The sequence below is a fragment of the Paenibacillus sp. sgz302148 genome (genome assembly GCF_056120465.1).
Genome location: NZ_JBVYOJ010000013.1, coordinates 119,272 through 144,191, shown reverse-complemented (window position 1 = coordinate 144,191; position 24,920 = coordinate 119,272). Strand labels below are relative to the sequence as shown.

The 24,920-nt window shown below is 44.8% G+C and carries 30 protein-coding genes and 2 pseudogenes; 22 read left to right on the top strand and 10 right to left on the bottom strand.

Annotation, left to right across the window (positions count from 1 at the left end):
- Positions 1-2: 2 nt before the first annotated feature.
- Both AC0LWM_RS20110 and AC0LWM_RS20105 read left to right on the top strand, forming a co-directional pair.
- The gene (locus tag AC0LWM_RS20110) at positions 3-1,400 is read left to right on the top strand and encodes a DJ-1/PfpI family protein (protein WP_474676779.1); all 1,398 of its coding nucleotides are present in this window, start codon (positions 3-5) and stop codon (positions 1,398-1,400) included.
- Positions 1,394-1,816: a hypothetical protein gene (locus AC0LWM_RS20105; RefSeq protein WP_474676778.1), complete on the top strand. Its 423-nt coding sequence runs from the start codon at positions 1,394-1,396 to the stop codon at positions 1,814-1,816. Before AC0LWM_RS20110 ends, AC0LWM_RS20105 begins: the two co-directional genes overlap by 7 nt.
- 64 nt (positions 1,817-1,880) lie before the next feature.
- On the opposite strand, the gene AC0LWM_RS20100 is transcribed toward AC0LWM_RS20105, so the two are convergent.
- The 5 genes from AC0LWM_RS20100 to AC0LWM_RS20080 form a co-directional block, all read right to left on the bottom strand.
- Positions 1,881-2,504, bottom strand: coding sequence for a DUF4062 domain-containing protein (locus tag AC0LWM_RS20100; protein WP_474676777.1), 624 nt, complete (start codon positions 2,502-2,504; stop codon positions 1,881-1,883).
- A 98-nt stretch (positions 2,505-2,602) separates the two neighbouring features.
- Positions 2,603-4,195, bottom strand: coding sequence for an MFS transporter (locus AC0LWM_RS20095; RefSeq protein WP_474676776.1), 1,593 nt, complete (start codon positions 4,193-4,195; stop codon positions 2,603-2,605).
- Entirely contained in the window at positions 4,192-4,632 is a 441-nt protein-coding gene (locus tag AC0LWM_RS20090) for an SRPBCC family protein (protein ID WP_474676775.1), read from the bottom strand. Before AC0LWM_RS20090 ends, AC0LWM_RS20095 begins: the two co-directional genes overlap by 4 nt.
- 287 nt (positions 4,633-4,919) lie before the next feature.
- Positions 4,920-5,537: a class I SAM-dependent methyltransferase gene (locus tag AC0LWM_RS20085; RefSeq protein WP_474676774.1), complete on the bottom strand. Its 618-nt coding sequence runs from the start codon at positions 5,535-5,537 to the stop codon at positions 4,920-4,922.
- A gap of 10 nt (positions 5,538-5,547) precedes the next feature.
- Complete coding sequence (locus AC0LWM_RS20080; RefSeq protein ID WP_474676773.1) at positions 5,548-6,240, bottom strand: DUF4386 domain-containing protein; 693 nt, start codon at positions 6,238-6,240, stop codon at positions 5,548-5,550.
- A 175-nt stretch (positions 6,241-6,415) separates the two neighbouring features.
- On the opposite strand from AC0LWM_RS20080, the gene AC0LWM_RS20075 reads away from it, so the two are divergent.
- Positions 6,416-6,880 carry a phage tail protein gene (locus tag AC0LWM_RS20075; RefSeq protein ID WP_474676772.1) on the top strand — a complete coding sequence of 155 codons (465 nt, stop codon included), beginning with the start codon at positions 6,416-6,418 and terminating at the stop codon, positions 6,878-6,880.
- Positions 6,881-7,181: 301 nt separating this feature from the next.
- On the opposite strand, the gene AC0LWM_RS20070 is transcribed toward AC0LWM_RS20075, so the two are convergent.
- Entirely contained in the window at positions 7,182-7,466 is a 285-nt protein-coding gene (locus AC0LWM_RS20070; RefSeq protein WP_474676770.1) for a hypothetical protein, read from the bottom strand.
- Between the two features lie 127 nt (positions 7,467-7,593).
- Between AC0LWM_RS20070 and AC0LWM_RS20065 the strand changes: the two genes are divergently transcribed.
- From AC0LWM_RS20065 to AC0LWM_RS20055, 3 genes and pseudogenes are all read left to right on the top strand, one after another.
- A complete protein-coding gene (locus AC0LWM_RS20065) occupies positions 7,594-8,145 on the top strand; it encodes a hypothetical protein (RefSeq protein ID WP_474676769.1) in 552 nt (183 codons plus the stop codon).
- Positions 8,146-8,181: 36 nt separating this feature from the next.
- Complete coding sequence (locus tag AC0LWM_RS20060) at positions 8,182-8,673, top strand: NUDIX hydrolase (RefSeq protein ID WP_474676768.1); 492 nt, start codon at positions 8,182-8,184, stop codon at positions 8,671-8,673.
- A gap of 29 nt (positions 8,674-8,702) precedes the next feature.
- A pseudogene (locus tag AC0LWM_RS20055) lies at positions 8,703-8,920 on the top strand (NUDIX hydrolase); the annotation flags it as partial.
- Positions 8,921-9,099: 179 nt separating this feature from the next.
- Here AC0LWM_RS20055 and AC0LWM_RS20050 read toward each other — a convergent pair.
- Both AC0LWM_RS20050 and AC0LWM_RS20045 read right to left on the bottom strand, forming a co-directional pair.
- Entirely contained in the window at positions 9,100-9,342 is a 243-nt protein-coding gene (locus AC0LWM_RS20050; RefSeq protein ID WP_474676767.1) for a hypothetical protein, read from the bottom strand.
- A 14-nt stretch (positions 9,343-9,356) separates the two neighbouring features.
- Complete coding sequence (locus tag AC0LWM_RS20045) at positions 9,357-9,875, bottom strand: DUF3231 family protein (RefSeq protein ID WP_474676766.1); 519 nt, start codon at positions 9,873-9,875, stop codon at positions 9,357-9,359.
- Positions 9,876-10,376: 501 nt separating this feature from the next.
- Here AC0LWM_RS20045 and AC0LWM_RS20040 point away from each other — a divergent pair.
- The 9 genes from AC0LWM_RS20040 (at position 10,377) to AC0LWM_RS20000 (ending at position 16,599) form a co-directional block, all read left to right on the top strand.
- On the top strand, positions 10,377-10,934 hold the full coding sequence (locus AC0LWM_RS20040; RefSeq protein ID WP_474676765.1) for a hypothetical protein: 558 nt from the start codon (positions 10,377-10,379) through the stop codon (positions 10,932-10,934).
- A 231-nt stretch (positions 10,935-11,165) separates the two neighbouring features.
- Positions 11,166-11,870, top strand: a complete 705-nt coding sequence (locus AC0LWM_RS20035) for a hypothetical protein (protein WP_474676764.1) — start codon at positions 11,166-11,168, stop codon at positions 11,868-11,870.
- An 11-nt stretch (positions 11,871-11,881) separates the two neighbouring features.
- Positions 11,882-12,580 carry a CD3324 family protein gene (locus tag AC0LWM_RS20030; RefSeq protein WP_474676763.1) on the top strand — a complete coding sequence of 233 codons (699 nt, stop codon included), beginning with the start codon at positions 11,882-11,884 and terminating at the stop codon, positions 12,578-12,580.
- A 298-nt stretch (positions 12,581-12,878) separates the two neighbouring features.
- Positions 12,879-13,736, top strand: a complete 858-nt coding sequence (locus AC0LWM_RS20025) for an alpha/beta hydrolase (RefSeq protein WP_474676762.1) — start codon at positions 12,879-12,881, stop codon at positions 13,734-13,736.
- Between the two features lie 302 nt (positions 13,737-14,038).
- Complete coding sequence (locus AC0LWM_RS20020; RefSeq protein ID WP_474676831.1) at positions 14,039-14,347, top strand: PadR family transcriptional regulator; 309 nt, start codon at positions 14,039-14,041, stop codon at positions 14,345-14,347.
- Complete coding sequence (locus AC0LWM_RS20015) at positions 14,344-14,691, top strand: DUF1048 domain-containing protein (protein ID WP_474676761.1); 348 nt, start codon at positions 14,344-14,346, stop codon at positions 14,689-14,691. The genes AC0LWM_RS20020 and AC0LWM_RS20015 overlap by 4 nt, the downstream gene beginning before the upstream one ends.
- A 12-nt stretch (positions 14,692-14,703) precedes the next feature.
- Positions 14,704-15,054, top strand: coding sequence for a DUF1048 domain-containing protein (locus AC0LWM_RS20010; RefSeq protein ID WP_474676760.1), 351 nt, complete (start codon positions 14,704-14,706; stop codon positions 15,052-15,054).
- A gap of 15 nt (positions 15,055-15,069) precedes the next feature.
- Positions 15,070-15,828, top strand: coding sequence for an ABC transporter ATP-binding protein (locus tag AC0LWM_RS20005; protein WP_474676759.1), 759 nt, complete (start codon positions 15,070-15,072; stop codon positions 15,826-15,828).
- Complete coding sequence (locus AC0LWM_RS20000; RefSeq protein ID WP_474676758.1) at positions 15,829-16,599, top strand: ABC transporter permease; 771 nt, start codon at positions 15,829-15,831, stop codon at positions 16,597-16,599. It abuts the gene before it with no gap.
- Positions 16,600-16,695: 96 nt separating this feature from the next.
- On the opposite strand, the pseudogene AC0LWM_RS19995 reads toward AC0LWM_RS20000, so the two are convergent.
- Positions 16,696-16,872, bottom strand: a pseudogene (locus tag AC0LWM_RS19995) (transposase); the annotation flags it as partial.
- 43 nt (positions 16,873-16,915) lie between these two features.
- Positions 16,916-17,863 carry a sugar phosphate isomerase/epimerase family protein gene (locus AC0LWM_RS19990; protein ID WP_474676757.1) on the bottom strand — a complete coding sequence of 316 codons (948 nt, stop codon included), beginning with the start codon at positions 17,861-17,863 and terminating at the stop codon, positions 16,916-16,918.
- A 1,062-nt stretch (positions 17,864-18,925) separates the two neighbouring features.
- On the opposite strand from AC0LWM_RS19990, the gene AC0LWM_RS19985 reads away from it, so the two are divergent.
- The 7 genes from AC0LWM_RS19985 (at position 18,926) to AC0LWM_RS19955 (ending at position 24,768) form a co-directional block, all read left to right on the top strand.
- The gene (locus AC0LWM_RS19985; RefSeq protein ID WP_474676756.1) at positions 18,926-19,414 is read left to right on the top strand and encodes a hypothetical protein; all 489 of its coding nucleotides are present in this window, start codon (positions 18,926-18,928) and stop codon (positions 19,412-19,414) included.
- Positions 19,415-19,696: 282 nt separating this feature from the next.
- Entirely contained in the window at positions 19,697-20,287 is a 591-nt protein-coding gene (locus AC0LWM_RS19980; protein WP_474676755.1) for a hypothetical protein, read from the top strand.
- A 713-nt stretch (positions 20,288-21,000) separates the two neighbouring features.
- Positions 21,001-21,528 (top strand): 5' nucleotidase, NT5C type, encoded by a 528-nt coding sequence (locus AC0LWM_RS19975; RefSeq protein WP_474676754.1) that lies wholly within the window; start codon positions 21,001-21,003, stop codon positions 21,526-21,528.
- A 480-nt stretch (positions 21,529-22,008) separates the two neighbouring features.
- Positions 22,009-22,545 carry a dihydrofolate reductase family protein gene (locus AC0LWM_RS19970; RefSeq protein WP_474676753.1) on the top strand — a complete coding sequence of 179 codons (537 nt, stop codon included), beginning with the start codon at positions 22,009-22,011 and terminating at the stop codon, positions 22,543-22,545.
- Positions 22,546-23,355: 810 nt separating this feature from the next.
- Entirely contained in the window at positions 23,356-23,925 is a 570-nt protein-coding gene (locus AC0LWM_RS19965; protein ID WP_474676752.1) for a TetR/AcrR family transcriptional regulator, read from the top strand.
- Positions 23,926-23,970: 45 nt separating this feature from the next.
- On the top strand, positions 23,971-24,333 hold the full coding sequence (locus AC0LWM_RS19960) for a DMT family transporter (RefSeq protein ID WP_474676751.1): 363 nt from the start codon (positions 23,971-23,973) through the stop codon (positions 24,331-24,333).
- Positions 24,334-24,351: 18 nt separating this feature from the next.
- Entirely contained in the window at positions 24,352-24,768 is a 417-nt protein-coding gene (locus AC0LWM_RS19955) for a DUF5360 family protein (protein WP_474676750.1), read from the top strand.
- The last annotated feature ends 152 nt before the right edge of the window (positions 24,769-24,920 follow it).

The following is a 24,920-nucleotide window of genomic DNA, read 5'->3' as shown; positions in this document are numbered from 1 at the left end:
AGATGAAGTTATTGTTACGTGTAGTTGTTTATGTCATGATGTTCGTTATATTTTTCGGAGGGATCGGTGCGTTTGGGTATATTCAATCCAATAAGGGATATTGGTTTCCCACCCGGCAAACCCCAATGCCTGCTTTACAAGGCGTGAGCGTGCCTGAACATGATCCGAAAAAGCCAACAGTAGCTGTCCTTTTATCCGATCCGACGACAGAAGTGTTTGATTTTATGGTTCCGTATGAAATGTTTGCGATGACGGAGTCTTATAACGTATATGCAGTTGCCCCGGACAAAAACGTAAAAACACTCTCCGGCGGTTTGGATCTGATGCCGCACTATTCTTTTGACGAGCTGGATCGATTATTAGGAAAAAGTCCCGACCTTATTGTGATCCCGGCCATGCCTATGGCTGACGAAGCAAAGTATAAACCGGTCCGGGAATGGATACAAAAACATTCGGATACGAAATTGTTAAGCATTTGCGCCGGAGCGTTGAATCTGGCCGATACAGGATTATTACAAGGGAAAGAAGCAGCGACCGACTGGAAAAGCTTTGCTTATCATGATATCGACAAATATCCTGAAACAAAGTGGAGAAGGGATCTGCGTTATGTCGCAGACGGGAACATCGTCTCTTCGGCGGCGATCACTTCAGGAATCGATGCCGTCCTCTATGTGATCTCACAGCAATTAGGCGAACCCATGGCGGAGAAAATAGCGAAAGAGTTGAATTACCCTTCTTATCATTTCTTAAAAAATCCGAAGGTAGACCCTAATTATGTTGATCGAACCGAATTGATTTTTTTGTTCAACCAAGCATTCCAATGGAGCAAAAAGAGATCAGGGGTATTGTTGTACAACGGGATGGATGACGGAGCGCTTTCGGCCATTTTTGATACGTATGCCACTTCGGGAACAACAAAGGTTTACACCGTCTCAGACGCCAAGCAGCCGATCGTTACGAAGTATCACCTTAACCTAGTCACCCGATATCAAACGTCGAATGCACCGAAACTGGACCGAATGTTCGTTCCGGGGGTAGAGGCCGAGTCTTTAGCTGCGGAAGAAGTCAAGCAGTGGAACGCAAGGGGTAACAACGTGGTGCCTGAGTTCATTCACAGCGGCTACGCTGACAGATTTATGTTTGATGCTCCATTTGAAGATTTAGCGAAGCAGGAGGACGTCCTAACCGCCAAATATGGTGCCAAGCGAGTGGAATACCGTGCGACCCATCTAACATTCGAAGGCAAACCGTTTTCCTATGAAGCTTTCGGTATACCCGTTTTGCTTAGTTTAGCTGCATTGCTTACTGCATTCTATCTGGATAGACGATTCATTCGAAAAATGAAGAAAGGGCCAAGCAACCGCCGTGCATCAATCAAAGGAGGCAGCACCGAATGTTAATTGAAGTATTTGTCGGTATAGCGCTTGGAATCCTGTCGATCTTCCTCATACGCAAAGTTAACGGGGAAAGCTGGCTCTACGCGGCCGTTGTCATTTCACTCCCCCTCATCTACGTAACCTTTGCCCTTGTCGCTGCGGACTATACCGCGGCTGCAATGGAGTTGCTAGCCGGAGCGCCTTTTATCATCGGAGGAGCGGTGTGCCTGATCTTACGTGTGCAGATGTCAGCTAGAATCATCGGGATCCTTTGGATCGTGCATGCGGTGTTCGATCTCGTGCACGATAGATTATTCGTCAATCCCGGCGTTCCAGAATGGTACCCGTTGTTTTGCGCTGGGGTTGACGTTGTGATCGGAACGTATTTATTCCAGCTTGTATCACGCATACGTAATGCTAACGTAAGGACGCATAGCTGACAGGCAACTGGAGAAATGCTTTAAATGCTTAGAATAGATGCATATAAAAAAGCAGTGACACAGACTAGGAACCGGGAAGTCCTAGATTTGTCGCTGCTTTGCTTTTATTTTTCTCTAACTCAGCAATTAGTTTAGCATTCTCACTCAACAAACGTGCATTCTCTTCCAATAACTTTTGGACATCTGGGATATCCTTGCGGGAAACCCAGCCATACAAATCGTCCCTTCGTGCAAATTCCGGCAATTTATCATGAATAACCAACTTAATGTGCTGTTCGTTTTCAGCATAAAATGTAGGGATTTCTTCAAATACGGATTGTTTAAACGCTTGGAACTTCTGATAGTGTTCCGCTGTTACAAAGTCGTATGGCTTCTGTCTTAATGCTTCATCTGTGACAACAAAAGCAAATCTAGGTTTTCCGACTTCTCCGGCATAATCATATTCCCAATGCGTATAACTCTTTGATCCGTCAGGAAGCATTAGACCATAGTGTCCTCCGAGAATGAGGATAAAGACATCGGATTCGTCGATCCATCTCTTCCTGGTTTTTAATGGACTTTCATTGAAGAATAGCTCAACTCCAGCAGGGATGTGACCGGTATGAAGTATAGCTTCTACAGCGGCTTGTCTTTCCTCAATTAAATCGTAAAAAGTAGACGATATGTAGACTTGTAATTTTTTTCTCATAGGTCACCTATTATGAAATGAAATTAATAACAATCATACCATTGTCTCATTTCATATTTCAACGCGTAAAACCAAATCGCATCGCATCTATTTTGCAACTAGCTTGATCCTTTGACAGCGCTGGGTGCAACCTCCGGAATACTGTCGGCTTGGCTAGGCTGTCTCTCTCCGATTGGCCGTACGTGCCGAAGCCGCGTAACGACAAGAACGATGATAACAAGCATGATGGCGCCGCTGACAGCCGCAACGACATGCATCCCGCTCGTAAAAGCTTCGCGTGCCCCCGTGAGCAGTGCCTTGCCGACTTGTTCGGAGAGGCCTCCCGCTATAGCCGTGGCACCGGCCAAGCTGTCTCGAGAAGCTTCCACTGCAGATGCCGGCAAGTCGGCGGGAATAGAGTTCGCCACTTGGTTGCGATAAACTACCGTGCCGATGCTGCCCAAGACGGCGATGCCCAGCGCGAAGGCGAATTCGCCGCTGGTTTGCAGCATGGAAGCCGCCGATCCTGCCTTCTCTGGCGGGGCCGAGCCGATAATCAGGTCGCTGGACAGGCTCGGGAGTGGGGCTGAACCCATATTGAAGCAGATGTACCCGAGTACCAGAAATGGGAGACCTGACTCAACACCCACCTGGGTAAGCAAAAAACAGCCCGCGGCCGATATCAGTAGTCCCGTTCCGATAAGACGGGCCGGTCGGATCCGGCGTGCGATTAGCGGTGAGAAAAACATACCGGCCATCGAGCCAAATACCCCAGGGAGTGTATAAAGCCCTGCCTGAAGCGGCGACATTCCTTGCACGAATTGGAGGTGCTGCGCGACAAAGAGCATGGTCGCTCCTGTCAGTGTTATACCGAACATGCCTCCCAGTGCAGCGCCGAATCCGGGACTCGCGAACAAGCGTAAATCGAGAAGGGGATTCGTCAGCCTGCGCTGCCGCGCCACAAACACCGTGCCTAGCACGACACCCGCTAGTATGAGCAGCGTTGGGACCAACTGCAGACCGTATTTGGCGATTTCCTTGAGTCCGTATATGATCGGTAGGATGGTGCCTAGCGATAAAGCAACACTGGTCAAATCCAGCCGGCCGGATACGGGGTGTCGGTATTCAGGCAGCAACATGGGCCCGGTTAGGAGTAGAAGCAACATGACCGGCACGCCCAGAAGGAACACCGAGCCCCACCAGAAGTGATCTAGCATGATTCCTCCAACCACAGGCCCGAGCGCCATGCCGCCCACAGAACACGTTAACCATATGCCGATGGCAAGCGAGCGCTGCTTATGGTCGCGGAACATGTTGCTTATCAAGGCTAGAGTAGAAGGCGATACAGTTGCCCCGGCTATGCCGAGCAGTGCGCGGGCCGCAATGAGCATCTCAGCGCTTCGGGAGAATGCAGCCATTATCGAGGCGATGACGAATGCGGCCCCGCCGATCAACAGCAGCTTGCGGCGACCGATCCGATCTCCCAGCGTTCCCATGGTGATCAAGAACCCGGCGAGCATGAAGCCGTAGATGTCGATGATCCACAACTGCTGGGCGCTGTCGGCGCCGAGGTCAGCGCCAATGTGCGGCAGAGCAAGAATCATGACGGAGAGATCGATGGAGACAAGAAGGGCGGGTAGGGCAAGCACTGCGAGCCCGATCCATTCACGCATGCCGGCCTGCATCTCAGTTCCGTTCATGGTGTTCTTCATTTGGTCTTCAAAAACTCGCCCAGCTTGTCTAACATATATTTCGTCCCGTGCTCGCGCTGTTCCGGCGCATCATGGCCATCAAGGAAGGCGCCTTGTTCAGTGTAGATAAGCTGTGTACCGCTGTCCGCCGGTATAATTTCCACTGTTGTCACGGAGACCGATATTCGTGCTTCTCCCAAGTCCATGATGTAAGTATAAACGATGCGATTGTTCTGCACGATCTCTTGGTAGCGGGCGTCGAATGTGTAGATCGGCCCTCCCGGCGGACCACCGCGGTTAATCTCCCGCCCGCCGATTTGGAATTCGAACTCGTCGGCTTTAGGGAACCATTGGGCTTTGGTCGAAGCGTCCGACCAAGCGGCGAATACCCGCTCGGGTGATGCGTTATAATTACGTTTGATAACAAAGGTAGAGTGATTTATGGCTCGTTCGTTCATGGTTTATCTCGTCCTCCTATAGGTTGGCTCATCCGAATATGTTGCTACTTTCGCAAGTTCTCCAACTCTCCATTTCCGTTCCATAATCATCCCCTTATTTTTCGCGCGAGATTTTTACCGGTATCCGCATCATAATGCATTACGTCACGTAAGTTTCAAGTGCGAAATGAAATTTTATGAATATTATCATAAAAAAGGGGTGGCTGGATTAGAGAGCTGGATAGCGTAAGAGGACTTAAAGGAAGAGGAGAGAAGCCTGATGAACAAGGTGAATTTCCGATTATGTGTTATATCTTCTTAGCAACAATGAAATATTCCTGAGAACTTTTCTTCAAGCAATCCGACTCGATAATTGAAAAATTCCCTTCCTCAATTGTATCGACTAAATTGCGTATTTTAAATGATCTTATCTTCGGCGTAAGACCAGCCCTGCCTGCAAGGAATAACAAACTACGTAGAAATATCTTTTCTCCCACGCAGGGTGTTGCGGAAATTAATAATCCTCCTGGTTTCAACAGTTCATTCATTCTTTGCAGAACAATAGGTTCATCTTGGAGCAAATGCAGAACATGAAAGGCCAAGATGGCATCAAATGAGCCTTTCTTATACCTTTCATCAAAGATGGCCGCATGAGCATAGTTTATATTTGCGATGTCTCGCTCTTGTGCCTTTTTTTCTGCAATTGCTATCATATTCGAAGATATATCCATCGCATGAATCTCTTTCACATATTCGGCAATTTCATTTGCGATTAATCCAGTCCCACAGCCGTAATCCATAACAACGTCGCTTATTTTGAGATGGGTTTTCGTTCTTTTTATGATATTGATGTAAGTCTGTTCGTCCTTCATCTCGATTTGATCATATTGACTTGCTGTTTTGTCCCAAAAACGTTCTGATTTCATTTAGTTACACCTACTTTTCTAGGGCATCCACCCGATTGAATCCTTTAAGGATTAGCCATATAGCCAAAACCAATTGTTGAACTGCTATTGGAATGTTCAACGTCATGTAGGTTGCATCCAGACCGATGAAACGAACCATAAATAATAAGCTTGCCAATATGGACAAAATAGACCCGATAAGACCCGAAAAGGACAACCAACGTGGAACTAATTTTGTTTGGTAAAATACGCAGTTAAACAAGAACATAGCCAGAACAAATGCCAGTGTCGTGGCCACATGGTTCACCAAATCGCGCCCTTCCCGTAACAATCCGCCCAGGGTCTGAAAATACGAAACATTCAGTGTTCCAATTTTTGCAAATTCATGGCTTAATGTCAATAGCAACAAAAGAATGATTACACCAATCATAATGAACACACCCGCAATGGTGCCGAAAGCAACAGACCCCAAAGTTAAACCTTTATGATGCTTACTTAAAACCGGATACATCACAATAGGAATACCAACATATGCAGCAACCATGAACAACTGGAAAAACGCTCCGATTAGTACCTGATTTTCATTTGTAGAAGCCCTGATAAGGTAGTCTGCTCCATCTATAACGGGAACAACACTGAATATACCTGTAATCAACCCGGCTATGAATAACACCCCGGTAATTACGGCAGACCTTCTACCTGAATTTTTACTCTTCCTCAACATGATGAACCTCCTTATTAAGCGATAGGGGATTATGGTTTTTCCTCAAAAGGTTTTTTGACGCACAACGTCGAATATCGATAGAGGTGTTTGTTAATACCAGTCTATGTGAACGCCATTTTAATATTCGGTGGTTAAGAGCATTAATTTGAATAAAGAGAGGGAAGGAAGGATTCAAATGTCGTATATCGTTGATTTTAAAAATGTATCCACGGTTGGTCTAGAGTCTTCACCTGTAGCAGAAGCGCTTGCCGGTTTACGTGCGAATGAAGCCCGATACTTTATGACCAAATACAAGCATGAATTTACGGTTGTCCCCGCTAGCGAAAGTCAGGAGAGCCTTGATTATGTGAACCGAATTTTAAAAGAAGAACGCAATATTGAGTTTGCGGCCAAACCTTTAGAAACGTCGCGTTTTCAAGTGGAAAATATCCAATTTACCTACGTCTTTTATGAGGATGGTCTTGCGCTTAATGTCATGTATACGGTTGATGACCCCAAGAAGCGGGCCGTTGGTTTTAAGCTGTCGGAGGGGATGGAGGTACCGAAGGAGTTAGAAGAGAAATTTAAGTTTGCCAGGCAGAAGTCTAAACTAGCCGGAACCATTCGGGGCTCGTTTTTTGTAATAAAAGGACAATATTAAAGTAAAAATAAGCCTCTGATCCGAGTTACGGAACAGAGGCTTATCTGTTGACCACAAGAGGTCAGCCAGATTGTCGAGAATTTGCCGACACCCCTTCTTACCCGGCCATAATCGGGAAATGGGGAGTTCTAACATCCTGAGCCGCTACACAAGCGGCTTTTGTTTTGGGATTGGAGAGGGCGATGATTTTGCTCGGTACCAGGCAAGGGACTCTCTGATGATATTGAGCAATGCAAACAACACGATGGCGTTTACGAGCCATTCTTTCACCCTTGGCCAAGTCGACACTAAGGTTTTGAAGTTACCCTTCGGTGGACATAAGGCTCGAGTCGGTCAAATCTTGAATGAAATGGGGATTCCATAGAGTTTTATCCGTAAGCATGATGCACACAAGCATCGTTGTAATAACCGTCATTCCGATATAGAAAGCCAGCAGCTTGCTTGATTTATAACGCACAACTATTCGGATAATTTGCTTCGTAATGGAAAATGCGGCAACGATCCACAGAAGCGGCCAATAGTGTCGGAATACATCGTTGTCCAGAAACGGAACGCTCTTGAGCGCGCCGTCGCGGTTGTTCTTCACACACTATTGTAAATGATTCAATATAATTTGATTTACATGAGCATGACCGGAGAATATGTAACTTTTGTTCTGTTTCCAACGTACAAATATTTGGCATTTACCATTCTGCTTTAAGGTGGGCTTCTTTATGCGTAAAATGATGATTTTACTATTGGCGACATGCTTGCTCCTACTACAAAATGGTTGTACTCATAACGGATATACATCGATTGAAGCGGCCATGCGAAACGGAGGAATAAAATACAAACAAATCTATCATCAACATGAAGTAAACAACGGTATCATCTTATTCTATGAAAATCCAAATGGAGGAATAGATGTTGGAATAGTTTATAAGATTAACAATAGATATCAATGGGGTTTCGGAGGTGGAACAACGTCGTTCCCAAGTGCTGAAATGGATGTTACTTGGGGTTGGGTTAATCTCGATTCCAATGCAAAAGATAATGATAAAAAATATCAGCTTTATTATGGCGTAGTCAAAGGAATGTCGATTGTTAGACTTCATATTAAACAGAAGGGGTCAAGCGGGGATATTGATAAGGACGCGGAATTAGTGGAACTAAGTGATGAATATAAATTATGGTTTGCATTGCAAGATAAATACAGTGAATTCCATCCTGGTTTTATTTTGAGCGGTTACAATAAAGATGGCAAAGAAGTAATTCATGTAGAGTAAGGTCTACATTGTCTTATTATAAAGAGGTGAATGCATATGGCAATGCCAACTCATATTGTAGCAGTAAGTGGTATCGTAGAAAACGAAAAAGGGCAAGTCCTTTTGGTTAAAACTCAACATGGCGGATGGGTATGGCCAGGTGGTCAAGTAGAAGTGGGAGAAAACCTGATCGATGCTTTAATTAGAGAAACAAAAGAGGAAAGTGGAATAGATGTAACTGTTTCTTATTTGTTCGGTGTATTTTCTAATACTGGAATTTATAAGTGGCATGATGGTGTAACTGATGTTCCAACTAAAGTGATGCTAGACTTTGTATGTAAACCCGTAGGAGGAGAATTGTGTACATCTGAGGAAACATCGGAATGTCGTTGGGTTGAAAAAGATAAGGTGCTGGATATGATTACGGCTCCAGCTATTCGCACTCGCTATCAAGCTTATTTAGATTTCAACGGAAAAGTACATTATATGGAATATGTCACCAGTCCAGCCTTTGAACTAAAATTGAACCGCAGAATAGGAGGACGTTGAAGTGGCTGCAAAGCATTTTATTTCTGCTGCAATCTTTGAAAAATGCAGCGATCAGGGAAACAAAAGAAGAGAGCGGTATAGATATTGAGGTAACAAAATTTTAACAACGACCCCTGAGTCTTTGGAAGTAGGCTTTTTCCCAATCGAAGAAGCCTTAGAGATGGTAACATGGGGAAACTTCAGACAGAGAATAGAGTTTTGTTTAAATGAAGAATTTCATCCATTTTGTGTAGAATTTCGACTATAATCATTACGCTCCCCAATATGATTTAGTTTTTTCATTCAGACTCATGAATACGCAGGCAAGAATGAATATTATTTCTTTTTGTCCTAATACTATTCTTTGGCAACGGAGGTGCTCTTACAGACCAGAATGCGAAAAAAAACGAAGCCGATTTACCTTACGGTTCGGCTTCTACTGAACAATCAGGGTTCATAATCCGGCGGGTACTCGCGGGGCATCCCTTCATGTAATTCTCGATTTTCATACCCATATGGGTTTATAGCACGTTGATCGTCCCGCCATGACTTACTTTTGCCGATCGTACTCGCCTCGATGATTGAGCCGTATGGACCTTCGGGGAATTCTTCGGCGGTTATCTCATTTCGCTGCGATTCAACGGTTCCCAGCTCCGAATAAAGCGGCTTTTTTTCATGTTTATATTTCATAGAACACTCGTTTCTTACGCTTCGACAAGCTCAGGTCTATTGACATGAAGCGGAGGAGGAACCAACCAGCCTTTATTTTTGTTCATTTCTAGAATCTTCAAGCCTATCGCCATTCTTGTGGCGTGATATTTGGCATACAAGGCAGCGATGTCCTCTCGGATTGATTTACCCATCATCATGCTGCAAGCAGTCATGCTCGCCGCGTTTTCGGCGGCGGTCAGCGTGGATATTTCCTGATCCGTAAGCCTTGCTCCAACCGGAATTTCCTCTAGCTTAGCTTCGGGCCTTGCCGGTAAATCGGGAGGAGGGACGATTCCATTGCCAAGTAAGATATGGTCGCATTCCTTCGCTTCTAATTCCGACTGGTTGATCAAGTCTGACAATATTTGTTTAAGATCTTTATCGCCGGCATGGTATAGGTATGCGCGATAAACGGAAACGCAGCCCTTCGCTTTCGTTGATGATGACCACAGATCGAACGCTTCTCCATAATGAAGTGGTTCATCTTTTGGATTACCGCTTAATATTCCCATCGGTCTAACTCCTTTTCTCAGGTAACTTTGGTTTGTTCCACCCAATAGGTTCTCACAGATAAGAACTTTTATTAAAGTTATTTTTTGGTGGTTGCCTTCGATCATGACTTTGTCCATCATCGAAGTTAAACACATCACTCACGATCACCGTTATAGCGATAGTCTGGTAACCCTGAAGGAAGTTCATGATTTCGTTGTGGGGCAAGGCTACAAAGTAATGGGGGACCGCAGAGAAATATATCTTACTCCTGCAATGGCGGATTGTTATCCACCGGAAAACATGGAAAACGATTGTCAGAGTTGAGGTCGGAAGACTGAACTAACGGATACAATAAGCAAACCACATCATGAAGCTGCCGTACGAAAATGTTCGGCAGCTTCATTGTCGAGAGGCACTTATCAAAAATAAAGCGGTGTTCAAAAAAAGGAAATTATTAGGTTAAGCCAAATACATATTGTATATTGTAAAAAAGCAGCCCAAACGAAAGGAATGGTCAAGCTATGCCGACGTTTGAAACTATGCTCGAATTATTGAAATCTAATCTTGCCGAAGAAACACCAGCACCGTACTTACAGGCGACGGCGCTGCTTACCAATCACGACAACGTATACGTAGCTGTCTGTCGTGACTTTTTCTGTTCCGACTGCGGTTACGATAACATGCTCGCTATGCTGAAAACCAAGGGCGAAACAAGGATCCTGAAAATGGTCACAATGTGGAAGGACGGGGATATTGATCTCAGCCCTATGAATTTCAGAGAATCAATTTATGAGATGAACAAAGAAAATATTGAGACCGAAATCTTGGTTCTCGGGGGGAGGAAAAGTGACGATCCGGAAGATACAACACCATTCCAGCCTTTCGTCAAGAAGCTGATAAACACACTTAATTCCAGTGTAACGCTTGAATTGCTAAAAAGGAAATATAAGGATTGGACCCGTGCTAAAAAGGCGTTGGATGCGATGGAAAAGTATATAGAACAGCATGGAATGGACGGCGCTGGCGATGTGCTTCGCGCAGCTGCACCTGAAATCTGGAAGGATATTTACTGGCGGTAAATTCAATGATTTATGACACTACGATCATGTGCGTCCTTCCTACGAAGTAGGGACGAGGTCCGGAAACTTGCCTGATTAAAAAATGCAGTAACGCTTCAAGCCCCTTTGCCTATGCAAAGTTAAGTAAAGATATTCGTTGCCTATAACACAGCGAATTCCAATGTTATGATTTTCATATCAGATGCGCAGCTGATTTGATTACAATTTGAAAATGGAAGGGACGATCAATGGGTGGGTAAGGATAATATCATAAAAGCGATGCTCTCTGAAAAGGTAAGTATGACACCTAATGGATTTGTTGCAGATCAATTAAGTCCTGCACAGTTTGCAGAAAGCTACGAATTGTTTTTTGACAAGATTTTTGAGATCAGTTCATCAGATATAGCGGGAGTACAAGGCTATGGTGGGTTTAATGATGATTGTACAACAGAATACGGGACCTGCAGGGAATTTTTGATCGATACATTTGCAGAAGACAAAGAGGGCTATTGGTTTAATTGGAGGGAAATGTTCGAAACAACGATTTTAGAACGTGAATTTTTCGAGAAATACTTTAAGGAAATGGAGGGCAGAATTCGTTATTGTGAAGGAAAACGGTATTTAGTTAATAATAATACCTTCTTCGTCAATATGATCACAGATGGCAAGACGATGGTCGGTTTCCCTGATTGGAGCAGATCCGGTATTTGCGATTTCCTATTGGATTTTGCCATTATGGATTTAAATAAGCCTTACTTGAAGATACCTGAATTGTTAGCTGAGTATTGCAAGAAAAGGGATATCGTCATACCGGATTTTAAAGAAAGATTCTTATGTATGGCTTACTATAAGGGGATCGATGTCTTGCGTTGGCATGCATCGATTGATGACACGGAATCGTGCATGTCCATCATGAAATCCATTAGTGAATTGAAGGATCGACTATACGCCCTATAGATGGTGATGGTATGAAATATGAAAATGCCGGCGATGTGTTGCCGGAGGAGCTATTGAAAGAAATCCAGAAATACGCGGCAGGAAAACTTCTTTATATTCCTACTGGTGAGGAAAAAAAGTCCTGGGGCGAGGCATCCGGTTACCGAGATGAGCTGCAGAGGCGCAACCTCATGATTCGCAATAAGTATGCGCATGGAGTTACGGTTTCGGAACTTGCGGACGAATACTTTTTATCCTTGGATTCCGTTAAAAAAATCATCTATTCGAAGAAAAACGATAGACATTTAACATATGCTCCGACTTTGGAGTCAGCTGTACAGTATGCGAATGTCGGGATGTGCGAAGAATGGATTCAATGCTATCTGCTTCTTACCCAAAAAGTCATTCCCATTCTAGATGATTTCATAAAGGAAGATCATCTCTATTTCGGAGTCGTAAAGTTTCCACTTCGTCTCATTCAGCGTGATGGAATAGAGATCGGGGAAAACCTTGCAGATGAAGATGATGACCATGCAGTGGCCCCGCCACCGCTTGTCGTGCAGTATGAAGAAGGCAAATTTCGTTGCATCGTACAGAAGGAGTTACTGACCGTATTAAAACGACGTAAAGTAAATGCTTTTCCGACCATAATCGTTATGAAAGGAAATGACGATTATAAAAGGTTTATGAAATACTACGGAACCATTTTCTTTTATGTTGATAAAGTTTGATATTGATAAAGGGCCATCCATTGCGGGATGGTCCTAAACTTGTTGATTCAAATAGCGCGGAGATTGTAGCATAGTAAAAGAGATTCCGCTAGATTGGTTGCTTTGTTAAACCAACGGGAACAATAGAACAACGACAACAGGCTGCCACTATTCCTCCTGGCCAATACGTAGGAGCAACTCATAGAGGACCTTTAAGTAAGATAAACGAAACGTTTGAAACAGCTGTTTCGTTATTGATTTCCGGTCAAAAATAACGTAATTTCATTTCAAGAAGATTACCATTCAGGAGGGTGACCCCATGCACCGGGAAATTTGCATAATCAATTCCGGAGATACTACATTAGAATATTCGGTTATCGGAAAGGGAACCCCTATATTGGTATTTCATGGCGGTCATTCGAGCTGTCATGAGGAATTCGGTTATCAGAGATTGCTAACTTCAGGCTATTCCATCATCACTCCTTCCCGCGCAGGATATGGCCATACTTCCCTGATTACGGATTTAGGACAAGCCTGCCACTTTTATAAATTATTATTAGATCATCTGACCATCGACAAAGTTCATGTTATTGCGGTTTCTGCAGGGGGGCCTACCGGAATCGTGTTTTGCTCAATGTTTCCCGATCGGGTTGCCAGTTTCACACTTCAATGTGCGGTTACGAAACCATGGCTTGCACCGGAGGATAAAGAATACAAAATGGCGAGTCGTATTTTCAAACCAGAAACCGAAAAAAGAACATGGAAAATACTTGCGGTGATGAATAACCTATTTCCGAAACTAACATTCAGAATGATGGCATCTTCCTTCTCTAAACTCCCTTATTCAGAAATTCGGAAACGGCTTGACGACCATTCCACTGAAGTGTTTCGTAAAATGAATAAACGGCAGCGTTCATATTCGGGTTTCTTTATTGATTTGGAACAAACTCAACGTGATTATTCCAAGGAGTTGGCGGCTATTCAAGCGCCAACGTTGATCATGCACAGCCAAAACGATAGCTCGGTTCCCATAAGTCATCCGGAACAAGCGATAGCGCTGATTCCCCATTCGGAAGTATGTATGCTTGATTCTTGGGGCCACCTCATATGGATTGGAAAGCACTCTTCCGAATACGACAATGCTCTTGTTTCATTTTTATCGCGACAAAACAATTAGGAGTCCGCACCCTTTTAATAACGGAAAAGATAGTGGAGCAACATGCCGCGGCAGCTGCTTCACTTTTTTTGCGGACTAAAAAATAAATCGTTACTACGACTTAACTGGAATGCAAAATACCTAGAGTCTAAGCCCAAAAAGGATCCCGTCCCGAAGGATAGTTGAAAATGTAAAATCCGTGTCAGGGCAAAACACTATTGACAAACCGACTACTACGTGATACTTTATAGCTGTAGTAAGTAACACTGCATACCAGTCGTACAGAATAGCAAGGAGTGATTGTGCTGGAAAACCTAACGGAAATGCTCAAAGGCGTGCTTGAGGGCTGTGTCCTTGAAATTATAAGCCGCCAAGAAACCTACGGCTACGAAATCACGCGGCGGCTGAACGCCCTCGGCTTCACAGATGTTGTGGAGGGAACGGTGTACACCATCCTGATCCGGCTTGAAAAAAACAAATTGGTGGAGATCACCAAGAAGCCATCCGACATGGGACCGCCGCGAAAGTTTTTCGCGATCAACGACGCGGGGCGCGAGGAGCTTCGGAGGTTCTGGGAAAAGTGGGGATTTGTATCATCAAAAATGAACGAGTTAAAGGAGAAAAAACAATGAACTTTTGGGAAAAAATCACCGGCAGCGACATGACTAAGGAATTGAAAGCTTTTGAATCACGAGCCAAAAAGCTGCCGGCTGATTATCAAGCGGCATGGGAAAAAATTAATGCCAATCTTTGGCGGCATTCTAATTTCACCGGTCGCAACCTCATGCCCATTCTTGACGGTGTGCTTGGCTTGCTGGAAGAATCGGCGGCGGACGGTCAGAGTGTCCAAGAGGTTTTGGGTGACGATATCCAAGGCTTCGTTTCAGCACTGGCCGGCGAAGAAGGGGCAATGTCTGTTCGCGACAAGTGGCGCAAGCAACTCAACGATAATATCGCTAAAAAATTAGGTAAATAGGAGGGAAATAAAATGAAAATTCGGGATATCATCGAAGGCAAAAAAGAGTGGCGAGCGCACATGGCCCGTGTCAAAGCGCTCCCGCAAGATTATCAGATTGTTTATAAAGAGATTCAAAAATATTACTTTAAGGTTGGCCCTGTTGAGCTAACCGAGGGGACGGGTTTGCTCTCGGGGATTGTCGATCTTTTTGAAGAGGGAGCGGCCTCGAGGAAAGGCGTGCTCGAAGTGACGGGTAGTGACGTAGCGGCTTTCTGCGACAATCTAATCAAAGATTCAAAAACTTACGCTGACATCTATCAAGAATCTGTTGACCAAGAAGTTTACAAGGCCATAAAAAAGGTTACGGATAAATCAAAGTAAAAGGGAGATGTCGGGATGGAAAAAGCAATTGAAGTGAAAGGTCTGCGGAAGTCTTTCAAGGGCACAGAAGTCCTAAAGGGTGTCGATTTTGAAGTGAAGCGAGGTGAGATTTACGCCTTGCTTGGCTCCAACGGCGCGGGCAAAACGACGATTGTCAGAATTCTCACCACACTGCTCAAACAGGACGGAGGCACCGCCGTCGTAAACGGATTTGACGTCGCGTCAAAACCCGAGAATGTGCGGCGTGCGATCAGTCTGACCGGGCAATTTGCCGCCGTGGACGAGATATTGACCGGGCGGGAAAATCTGATCATGATTGCCAAGCTGCGGCATCTGGATCATCCGCGTCAAGTTGCGGAAGATTTGCTGAAACGTTTCGGCTTAACTGACGCGGCCGACCGTAAGCCATCTACTTATTCGGGTGGTATGCGCCGCAGGCTCGACATCGCCTTGAGCCTTGTGGGAAAACCGCAGATCATTTTCCTCGACGAGCCAACCACCGGGCTTGACCCCGAGGCGCGTATCGAGGTTTGGAAGATCGTAAAGGAGCTTGCCGACGGCGGCACGACGGTATTCCTGACCACGCAGTATTTAGAGGAAGCCGAGCAGCTTGCCGACCGAATTGCCATTCTGCACGAGGGCAGGATTATCGCCGGCGGCACGCTCGCGGAACTGAAAAAGCTGTTTCCATCCGCAAAGGTGGAGTATGTTGAAAAACAACCGACACTCGAGGAAATATTCCTCACAATCATCGGTAAAAAGGAGGCCATGTAAATGGAGACGGCAAAAAACCATTTTTTCAGCGACATGAGCGTGATGCTTGGACGTTCCATGCGCCATATTTTTCGCAGTATGGACACCATCTTCACGGTCTGCATCACTCCGATTGCCATGATGCTGCTGTTCGTTTATGTGTTTGGCGGCGCAATCGAAACTGGTACGGATAACTATGTGAACTACCTGTTGCCTGGCATACTGCTTATGGCTATTGCCAGCGGGGTGGCTTACGTGGCTTACCGCCTGTTTTTGGATAAGCAACGGGGCATCATTGAGCGGTTCCACTCCATGCCGATTGCGCGTTCCACGGTCCTATGGGGGCACGTGCTGACCTCGGTGGTATCCAACGTCATTTCTATTGTCGTCATCATTCTCGTAGCGCTCATTATGGGCTTTCGCTCACCCTCCGGGGTACTGTCTTGGCTTGCCGTAGCCGGTATACTGGTGCTGTTTACGCTGGCTTTGACTTGGGTCGCAGCCATTGCCGGACTGTCCGCAAAAACAGTGGAAGGTGCAAGCGCCTTTTCCTATCCGTTAATCTTCCTGCCGTTTATCAGTTCTGCCTTCGTGCCGACCGATTCAATGCCGAAAGTCGTTCGGGCCTTTGCCGAAAATCAACCGGTGACCTCTATCGTAGAAACCATCCGTGCACTATTATCAAATCAACCGGTAGGCAATGATATCTGGATCGCTCTTGCTTGGTGCATCGGAATTATGCTCGTAGCTTATATCTTTGCGATGCGCGCGTACAAACGGAAAGCAGCTTAATGTTTGCAGGCAGTTTTGCTCGTTGAGATCGAGGCCGTCACAGCGAAGTAATGGAGAATAAAGATAACCAGGGAGCAGACTTCCACGGTGCCTGTTCCCTGGCAGACTATCGAAGACACCGAGCAGCACTTTGCTCCGCGGCGGTACATATCTTTTAACGCGTCTTGCCAGCCGTTAGTGCTTTCATGGCCTTCGATGTAAAAGCCGAGTATTTGCCGGTATCCTTGTTCGTTGTTCCCATCACGTGGTATAAATGACTTCGCTCTGAACCGTCGTACTCCCAGCGGCCGCCACAACTTTCTTGAGTATCTCCTCTTCAGCCAAGAAGATTAGCTTCCCGCTCGCGGAAATAGGACGCGGTCTTCATCACCATGTGGTCCAAGTGCGCCTTGTCCGGTTTCCCGTACATCGCCGGATAGGGATTTCCGCCGGGACCAAGCGGCTCGGGAGTGAAGTATCTGCCTTCCCGATTAAAGCCGAGCAAGTAAAGCGACATAATGATGGTGTCCAAATCAAGAGAACCCTCACCTAGCGCGCAGCGGTTACTATCAGCCATATGAAGATTGAGCAATTGATCTCCGGCCGCCAGCAGCGCTTCCCCAATGTGGGATTCCTCCGATTGCATATGGTATACATCCGCATTTATATGCTGTACACCGGGATGATCGACGGCTTGAATGTAGTTCTGCGCGTCCGAGATCGTGTGCACGAAGCTCACTTCGGCGGAACGAATCGGCTCGATCGCCGCCTTGACGCCGTATTCTACAAATAAGTCGGCAACGAGCCTTAGCGTTTCCACGCTTCTTTCCAGCTCCATGTCATCGTATTTTCCCGGTCGGCCGACAGCTCCGGGTACGACAAGAATATAAGAGCCTCCCATCCTAGAGGTGAACTCGATTTCCCGCTTGAGATAATCCAACGCCGCCTGGCGATCTACGGCGCGATTGCTCGACAAGTCGTTGTCCTTCGAGAAGATTCCACATACACCAGCCGTCCGGATGCCATGGCCTTCCAGAATCGCAAGCGTTTCATTCACGCGATAGCCCAGGTCCGGACCATAATGATTGCCATGCAACTCGATAAATCCAATGCCTGACTCCTGCAATCTTTTCGCCGACACCTCAAGTTTCTCCAAGCCGAAGCCCCAATTGCTCCATGACAAATTCAGCCTGTTTTTCAATCTTTCCGGATGATTTTTCTTTAGTTCTTGGAATGCCGTTCTAATCTTCTCGTTCTTCTGTTCGAATACTTGTTTCGTCATCATGGTTAAACTCCTCTTGAATGGTTTATCGGGGCATATCCGGGTGGTTAGGTCCGAAATGCTTCAGGAATACCATAGGCTCCAACTTGCTTCAATTCGTGACGGTAATCCCACTTGCATTGCTTTCGTGACGAAAAACTCGTCCCCGCTCATTTGATCGAAGCACAGCATGCCGGCTGTTTCCGCCTCGTACACCCCGAAGGCGCCATGTCCTAAAATCGGGATAGTCCCGTATTCCGCCGCCTTGAAGACGACCTAAAACAACATCAAGGAAGCGCTCTTATGATGAAGTTTAAGCAATGAGACGGACAAAATCAACGGATTCGAACGAATTTCCATACTCGGGGTAACTATATTGCTTACAGTAATGCCTGCAACATTCCGCTGACCTTATAGAAGCTCTCCCCTGGATATGAGCCTGCGGGAAATGCAAAAAGTTCATACTAAATTGGAAAAGAAAAAGCATGTACTGATCATTGATGATGAACCGAATAATTGTCGAAGTCATTAAATCTTACTTGGAGCGACGGGTGGCGTACGGCGATTGCGTACGATGGGGATACTGGACTGATGTTCAAAGAAAATAAAGTCTTAGACTGAGAATAAAGTGTTAGACCGTGAAAATATAGTATTAGACTGACGAAGGGCATTAAGCTAACGGGCAGTTTAATTCCAACATGTGGTATGATCAGTACAAAAAGGTGATTACATGGAATTAATCAGGGTTTCATTTGAAAAGAAAATGATACTACGAAATCTTATGGAATTATATCAATACGATATGAGCTACTTTGAAGATGACGGCGAAGACGATGTAAATGAGTACGGCCTCTTTGACTACATGTTTTTAGATCACCAAATTGAAAGGGGGGATGTTAGTGGAATCACTGATAATTAAATCCTCTAAACCCGAAAGGGATCAAACCTCCATAAAAGCCATGTTGTGTGAAAATGAACAGTTTAACGTGTTTCAGCAGAGCCAGTTCTCTGACGGTCATTGGGTTACAAACCGGATACCCGATTGAGCTGACCACCAAACAACTTGTTGAGTGATTGGAGGATTGTATGAGGAAAATTGATTGGATCAAAGTAATTCTAGCATTATCGTTATTCGTGAATGTTTACTTATTTATGGATCATAAACATGATAACCGAAATCAAGAATTGAAATATGAGTTATTGAATGCATACACTTATCGAGATCTGGCTCAGCTTGAAGCAACGATACAGGATCAAAAAGATCATAATTGGAAAAATGAAGCTCTTGTTGTCCAGAAACTGGATGATGCTATGGATTCAATTATCATGCGCATGGGAATGGAAAGAGATGACGATAAGGAAACGCTTCTTTGGAAATTACATGATTACATGAAAAAGTTCGTGGTTGGTGACGGAACTATAGCTTTAGATATTAGTCTAAACGATAAGCAACGTGCCGATTACATCTATTTAGGCGAGAAGCTGCGTTCTAGCGGGTGGACGTTTAATAGAGGGTTTGATACAAACTGGGATACTTTTGCATTAAAGTTACAAGAACTCGTAACGGAGTCATAGACAGAATTGACTTGTATGATACAATCCAAGCAAATGCGGCTGCTGCGATCCAGATCTGCGTACTTCGTTGCGCTAACGGATACGATAGCGTAATAATTATGATTGGAGCAGGCGCCGCGGCGACCTGCTCCAATTCGTTGAAATAACGGGAAGTTTAACACAAAAATTAAAACAAATGGAACATTAATTCGTGGTGAACCGTCTTACAAACGAACTGGTTATTAGAGTGGTTCTGCCGTGCGGGCATTATGTCTCAATCATACGAAGGGAGGCTTGATACACATGAAAGTTAAAAAGATACTCTACATCACCGTACTTCTTATGGCAGTGATGGTTGTATTCCTCTGGTCATCGGGGTTATTCGGCTTATGGTCTAATGGAATATCTTTTCTTGCAAATAATACAGAGGAATTTACAGATAAAAATAGTCATTTGGTAGACGGGCGATATTCGCTTAAAGTTGATTTGTCAAACTTAGAGAGTAACTTTGGAAAAGAGATCTATAACGATGGAGAACATAGGATTTACGTTTCATGGCTTGAGAGAACACAAAATGGAGGATATGATATCGGATTTAGATCCAGTGGACAATATTCTTTATCAGGCGCTACGCTGATCTCGGGTGTTCATCATGAGTCGATTAACGATCATTCATTCACTACATCAACAACCGCAAAATTAACAGCAGAATACAATGGAAAAATATACAACGCTCAAGTTACAGGTCAATGTGGTTTGAATTATAAGAACGGAGATTGCTTTTCATTCTCTTTCTTTTTGAGTGACGTACCCAAAAAAGAAAATGTTGAAGATACTGGTATAGTAAGACTTACGATTACAGATCTATATAAAAATATTTGGAGAAAAAAATGAGGGCCGAACTAACGAGGAACGATAGTGGAGTAGCATGCCGCGGCAGTTACTCCACTTTTTGTTAAGCTTTCGGGCAGATTGGCGTAAAATAAATATCCAATAATTAAGTGATTTTTCTTCTCTAGCTCACCAGTATGATGTGTGGATATATTTTACAGTTTATGTTACGATGAGATCACTTAAAAACTAGAGGTGGTGATAAATATTGGAAATAATTTTTCTTCGTCATGGACAGGGAGGACATAACACAGATATTCCAGACAGACTAATGTGGTGAATCCGCGCTTAACCGAAAAAGGCCGCGAGCAGGTAACTAATCTAAAATCGGTATTCTCATTTAATGAGGATGATGTTTTTATTGCAAGTCTTGAATCTAATGTTCAAAATGTGATACTAACTATTCGCTTGAGAAAATAAAAAACGAACATAGTGACTTTATTGTTCTAGAAAACGATAATGAGGAATTATGGCATAAAGGAATTAATACCCTCAGCGAATCAGCTTTTGAAGCACTTGGGTGGAAATTAATAAAATGGATAAAAACTTTGGATACAAAGAAAGTTTATATAATTGCTCATAACGGAACGATAACGAACTTCCGGCTATTATTTGGTGAAAACGGATTGACGAGATCAGATTTCTTAGGTGAAGCTGGTTGGCATAAGGTGGAATTATGAGAGTCTCGAATGTCTTATTCAAAATGGGGGATAGCGATGAGTAATGAAAAGCAGCGTTTGGCAATCGATCAAGATGAAGTAATTGCTGATTTCCTTTCGAAGGCGATAACATTTTATAATAAAGAATATAGCGAGAATGTAACTTTTGAATCTATAAGAGAGCACTTGAACAACAACCCTATAGCAGGAAACATACTCTATAATTACATGGAATACGATAACTTTTGTAGTGATCTTGAAGTAATAAAAGATAGCCAGAAAGTCATTTTAGAATTGTCTAAAAAATTTGAAATTTTTATTGTATCAGCCGCGACACTTAGACCTAAAACAATGCTCGATAAACTAGAATGGCTATCAAAACATTTTTGTTTTATCCCGAGAGAAAATATCGTTTTTTGTGGAAATAAGAGTATTATACAAGCTGACTACTTGATTGATGATAGCGCACATAATGTAAAGAGCTTCAAGGGTAAAGGAATACTTTTTTCCAATCCGTATAATAAGAATGTTACTGATTTACCAAGGGTAAACGATTGGGCAGAGGTGGCTGATATGTTTTTGTAGAATTTCGAGCAGTGACGTCTGTTCGTTTTCTATTAATTATTATTAATTATTAGTCTGGAACTATATGTTAAAAATGTCGAAAAGCATCATAGCTTATTGCAAGAAAATAGCGTCAAGGTCACCGAAATTATTGATCAAGGCGGATGTGAACTATTATTCAAAATGTATGATCCTGATGGTATCGAGATTCCCGTATGGGGAAAAACGAGAGTGGAGCAGTATGCCGCGGCAGCTGTTCCTCTTGTTTTTTGAACTAACGAGCAGGATAGTTGAATCTCATCGATGAACTATTAGGGAATGTTTGAAAGGATAGGAGATGATCAGTCTGCCTTCGGTCGGGCCAGGACTGTGCACAATAGCAATCCATGAGAAACCGGCCATGCTGTTGTATGATAAAATGTAGACATTAAGGAGGCTGAATATGGGACGTGTAATCCTGATGATGAATTTATGAGAATACCAGGGAGGAGAGTCAGTCGAATGGCAAAGATCGTTTTCGCATTGAACCAGTCTCTGGACGGGTTCGTCGACCACGACCACCCGGCATTTCAACCCGATCCCGTGCTATTCCGTCATTTCATCGACGACGTGCGCGGCTTGGCGGGCTGCCTGTATGGGCGCCGCATGTACGAGACCATGCGGTATTGGGACGGAGACTATATTGAATGGGATGCGCCGGAACGGGAATACGCAGCGGCGTGGCAAAGCAAACCGAAGTGGGTGGTGTCGAGGACGTTAAAGTCCGTCGGTCCGAACGCTTCTCTGATCGAGGGCGACCTCGCAGCGGCCATACGTGGGCTGAAGGCTCAGCATGAAGGGGAGATTGAAGTTGCCGGGCCGGAGTTGGCGCACAGTCTAACGGAGCTCGGTCTCGTTGATGAGTATCGACTCTATCTCCATCCAGTCGTGCTGGGTCACGGCAAACCATTCTTCGCCGGTCCACGGCCGCCGCTGCGCCTCGTGGCAAGCGATCGAATTGGCGAGCAGGTGATCAGGCTGACCTACGTTCCAGCTTAGTTGTGCGGTTGACCTGCGACCTTAAGGATACAATAGTAGAGGAGCTCCTTCGTGGCAGCTCCTTTTCGTTTGTTCAAGTAACTGGCAGTTTACTTCATTAATTCACGTGTACATTAAATTTGATTTTGAAATCGAGGCACTATTGAACATAATAATTTATCAATTTGGCCTAAGAAACGATCCTTATGCTTACATCTACTGTAATTATCTAAGCTAAGGAGGCGTAGTGATGAGTTCTTCCTGTCAAAACAAGCAACTTCCTGTTAAGAAACGTAATTCCACGACTAAAAAACCATGTTCCTGCCATAAAAAACGAGCGTGTTCCTGTCATAAAAAACGAACCTGTTCTTGTCAAAAAAAGCCTATTTTGTTGGCATTGCAAGAAAGAGTAATCGCTTCTACGCGTTGTTTGTGAAAGGAAACAAGGTTTTTGGGACACCTTTTTCCAGACAGAATTTTCGGGAACTCCGCAATGCGGGGGAACGTCTTTCCACTAACATTGATCCTACAAAATTTCCACCTTTGCAAAATGACCCCCCTTCGCGAAGAATGACATGCATGACCTGTACAAATAATGGAGATTGCGAAAAGGGGTCGATTTGTGGAGCCGTTGGAAAGGGTATGAGCGGATTTAAGCACCGTAAAACTAAAAAATCCGTTCTATACCATGGCTCGCACATTACGTGGCATTCCCGAATATGTATCATTCTTGATTGACTTGGCGTAGCAGAGGCGATATTATAGTGTTGTCTTTGGTACCAATGAAACCATAATGGTTTCATAATTTTTCTGGAAAAGGTGGCCAGTTTTTTGAAACCGCGAATTATTCAAGCAACGATCGAGCTCATTCACGACAAGGGCATCCGATTTACGATGAACGATCTGGCAAGCCATCTCGGCGTAAGCAAACGTACATTATATGAACATTTTGCTTCGAAGGACGAACTGATCGGCTTTATCATCGATGAAGCGCTGCTGGACATCCAGCGGCAAGAGGAACAAATCTACAACGATCCCAAGCTGAACGTGATTGAGAAGCTCGTGGCTATTCTTTCGCTGCTGCCGGGCGACTTTAAGTTTGTGTTTACCCGTCTGTTTTCCGATCTCCGCCGGTTTCATCCGAAGGAGTGGAACAAAATCGACGTTTTCATGCAGCAGGAATGGGACTATGTCGCGAGGCTTCTGGAGGAAGGCATGGCTTCGGGCCATTTGCGGCGAACGAGCGTCCCGGCATTGCTGCAAATGTTCAAGGGGGCGACCCATTCTTTATTCGAGCCAAAGTATTTGGCGGACAACAATGTGACGCTGGCAGAGTCTTTTTCTATTATGGTCGACGTGTTCGTCAACGGCCTCGCAGCCGAAGGACGGCCTGAAGCTTGACGGGTTTAGTTAACCGTTTCATTCGCATTGCGGAGGGGGGATTGTATGGCGTCGCTTTATTTGATTGCGGCTATCGTTTTTGAAGTGCTCGGGACAACGGCGATGAAGCTGTCCGAGGGATTTACAAAGCCGTTATTTGTCGTAGCGGTGGCGGTGTGTTACATCGTGTGCTTCAGCTTCCTTACGCTTGCGCTTCATCGGATGGACGTCGGCAGCGCTTATGCGGCATGGTCGGGCATCGGGACGGTGCTCATTGCGGCGATCGGCATATTGTTTTTCAAAGATTCCGTGTCGACGCTGAAGCTAGTATCCATTCTCCTCATCATCGCCGGCGTCGTCGGCTTGAACCTGGGCGGGGGCATGCATGGCGAAGGCAAACCTGTCGAGACGCAAGAACGCAACAATTAAGTGAAGAGGAGAACCATCATGGAATCGAAGACGTTAAAATGGCTTTTTCTCGGCGTGGATATCGGATTTATCGTCTATTGGACGATTACGGTGCTTCACCTGATTCCGGCCGAATATTTGTTCGAGAACTACAACGATCCGCTGCTGGTGGCCTGGAACTGGTCGTTTTTCCCGCTGGACCTGTTTATTTCGGCGACCGGTCTTTCAAGCCTTTATTTGCGGAAAAAAGGTCGGCCCATCTGGCAAAACCTTGCATTAACTTCGCTTGTGTTGACTGTTTGCTCGGGACTGCAGGCCATCACCTATTGGGCCATCCGTTTGGAATTTGATCCGGCCTGGTGGATTCCGAATTTGTTCCTGTTCGCGTATCCGCTGTTTTTCATCCCGAATTTTATAAAACCCGCCGCCGCTGAACGCAAACGGTATTTCGCCTGAATCGGGTACGGGCCAAAAAACTGTTTCATGCAAGCTGTCATGTATGTAGAAAGTAGAAACCGCTTGTTTTACACCGCTTTCCGGTATTCGCGCAAGCGCCGCGGCAACCAGTTCGTTAAAGTAACGGGCAAGATAGTTTAATGATAGGAGCT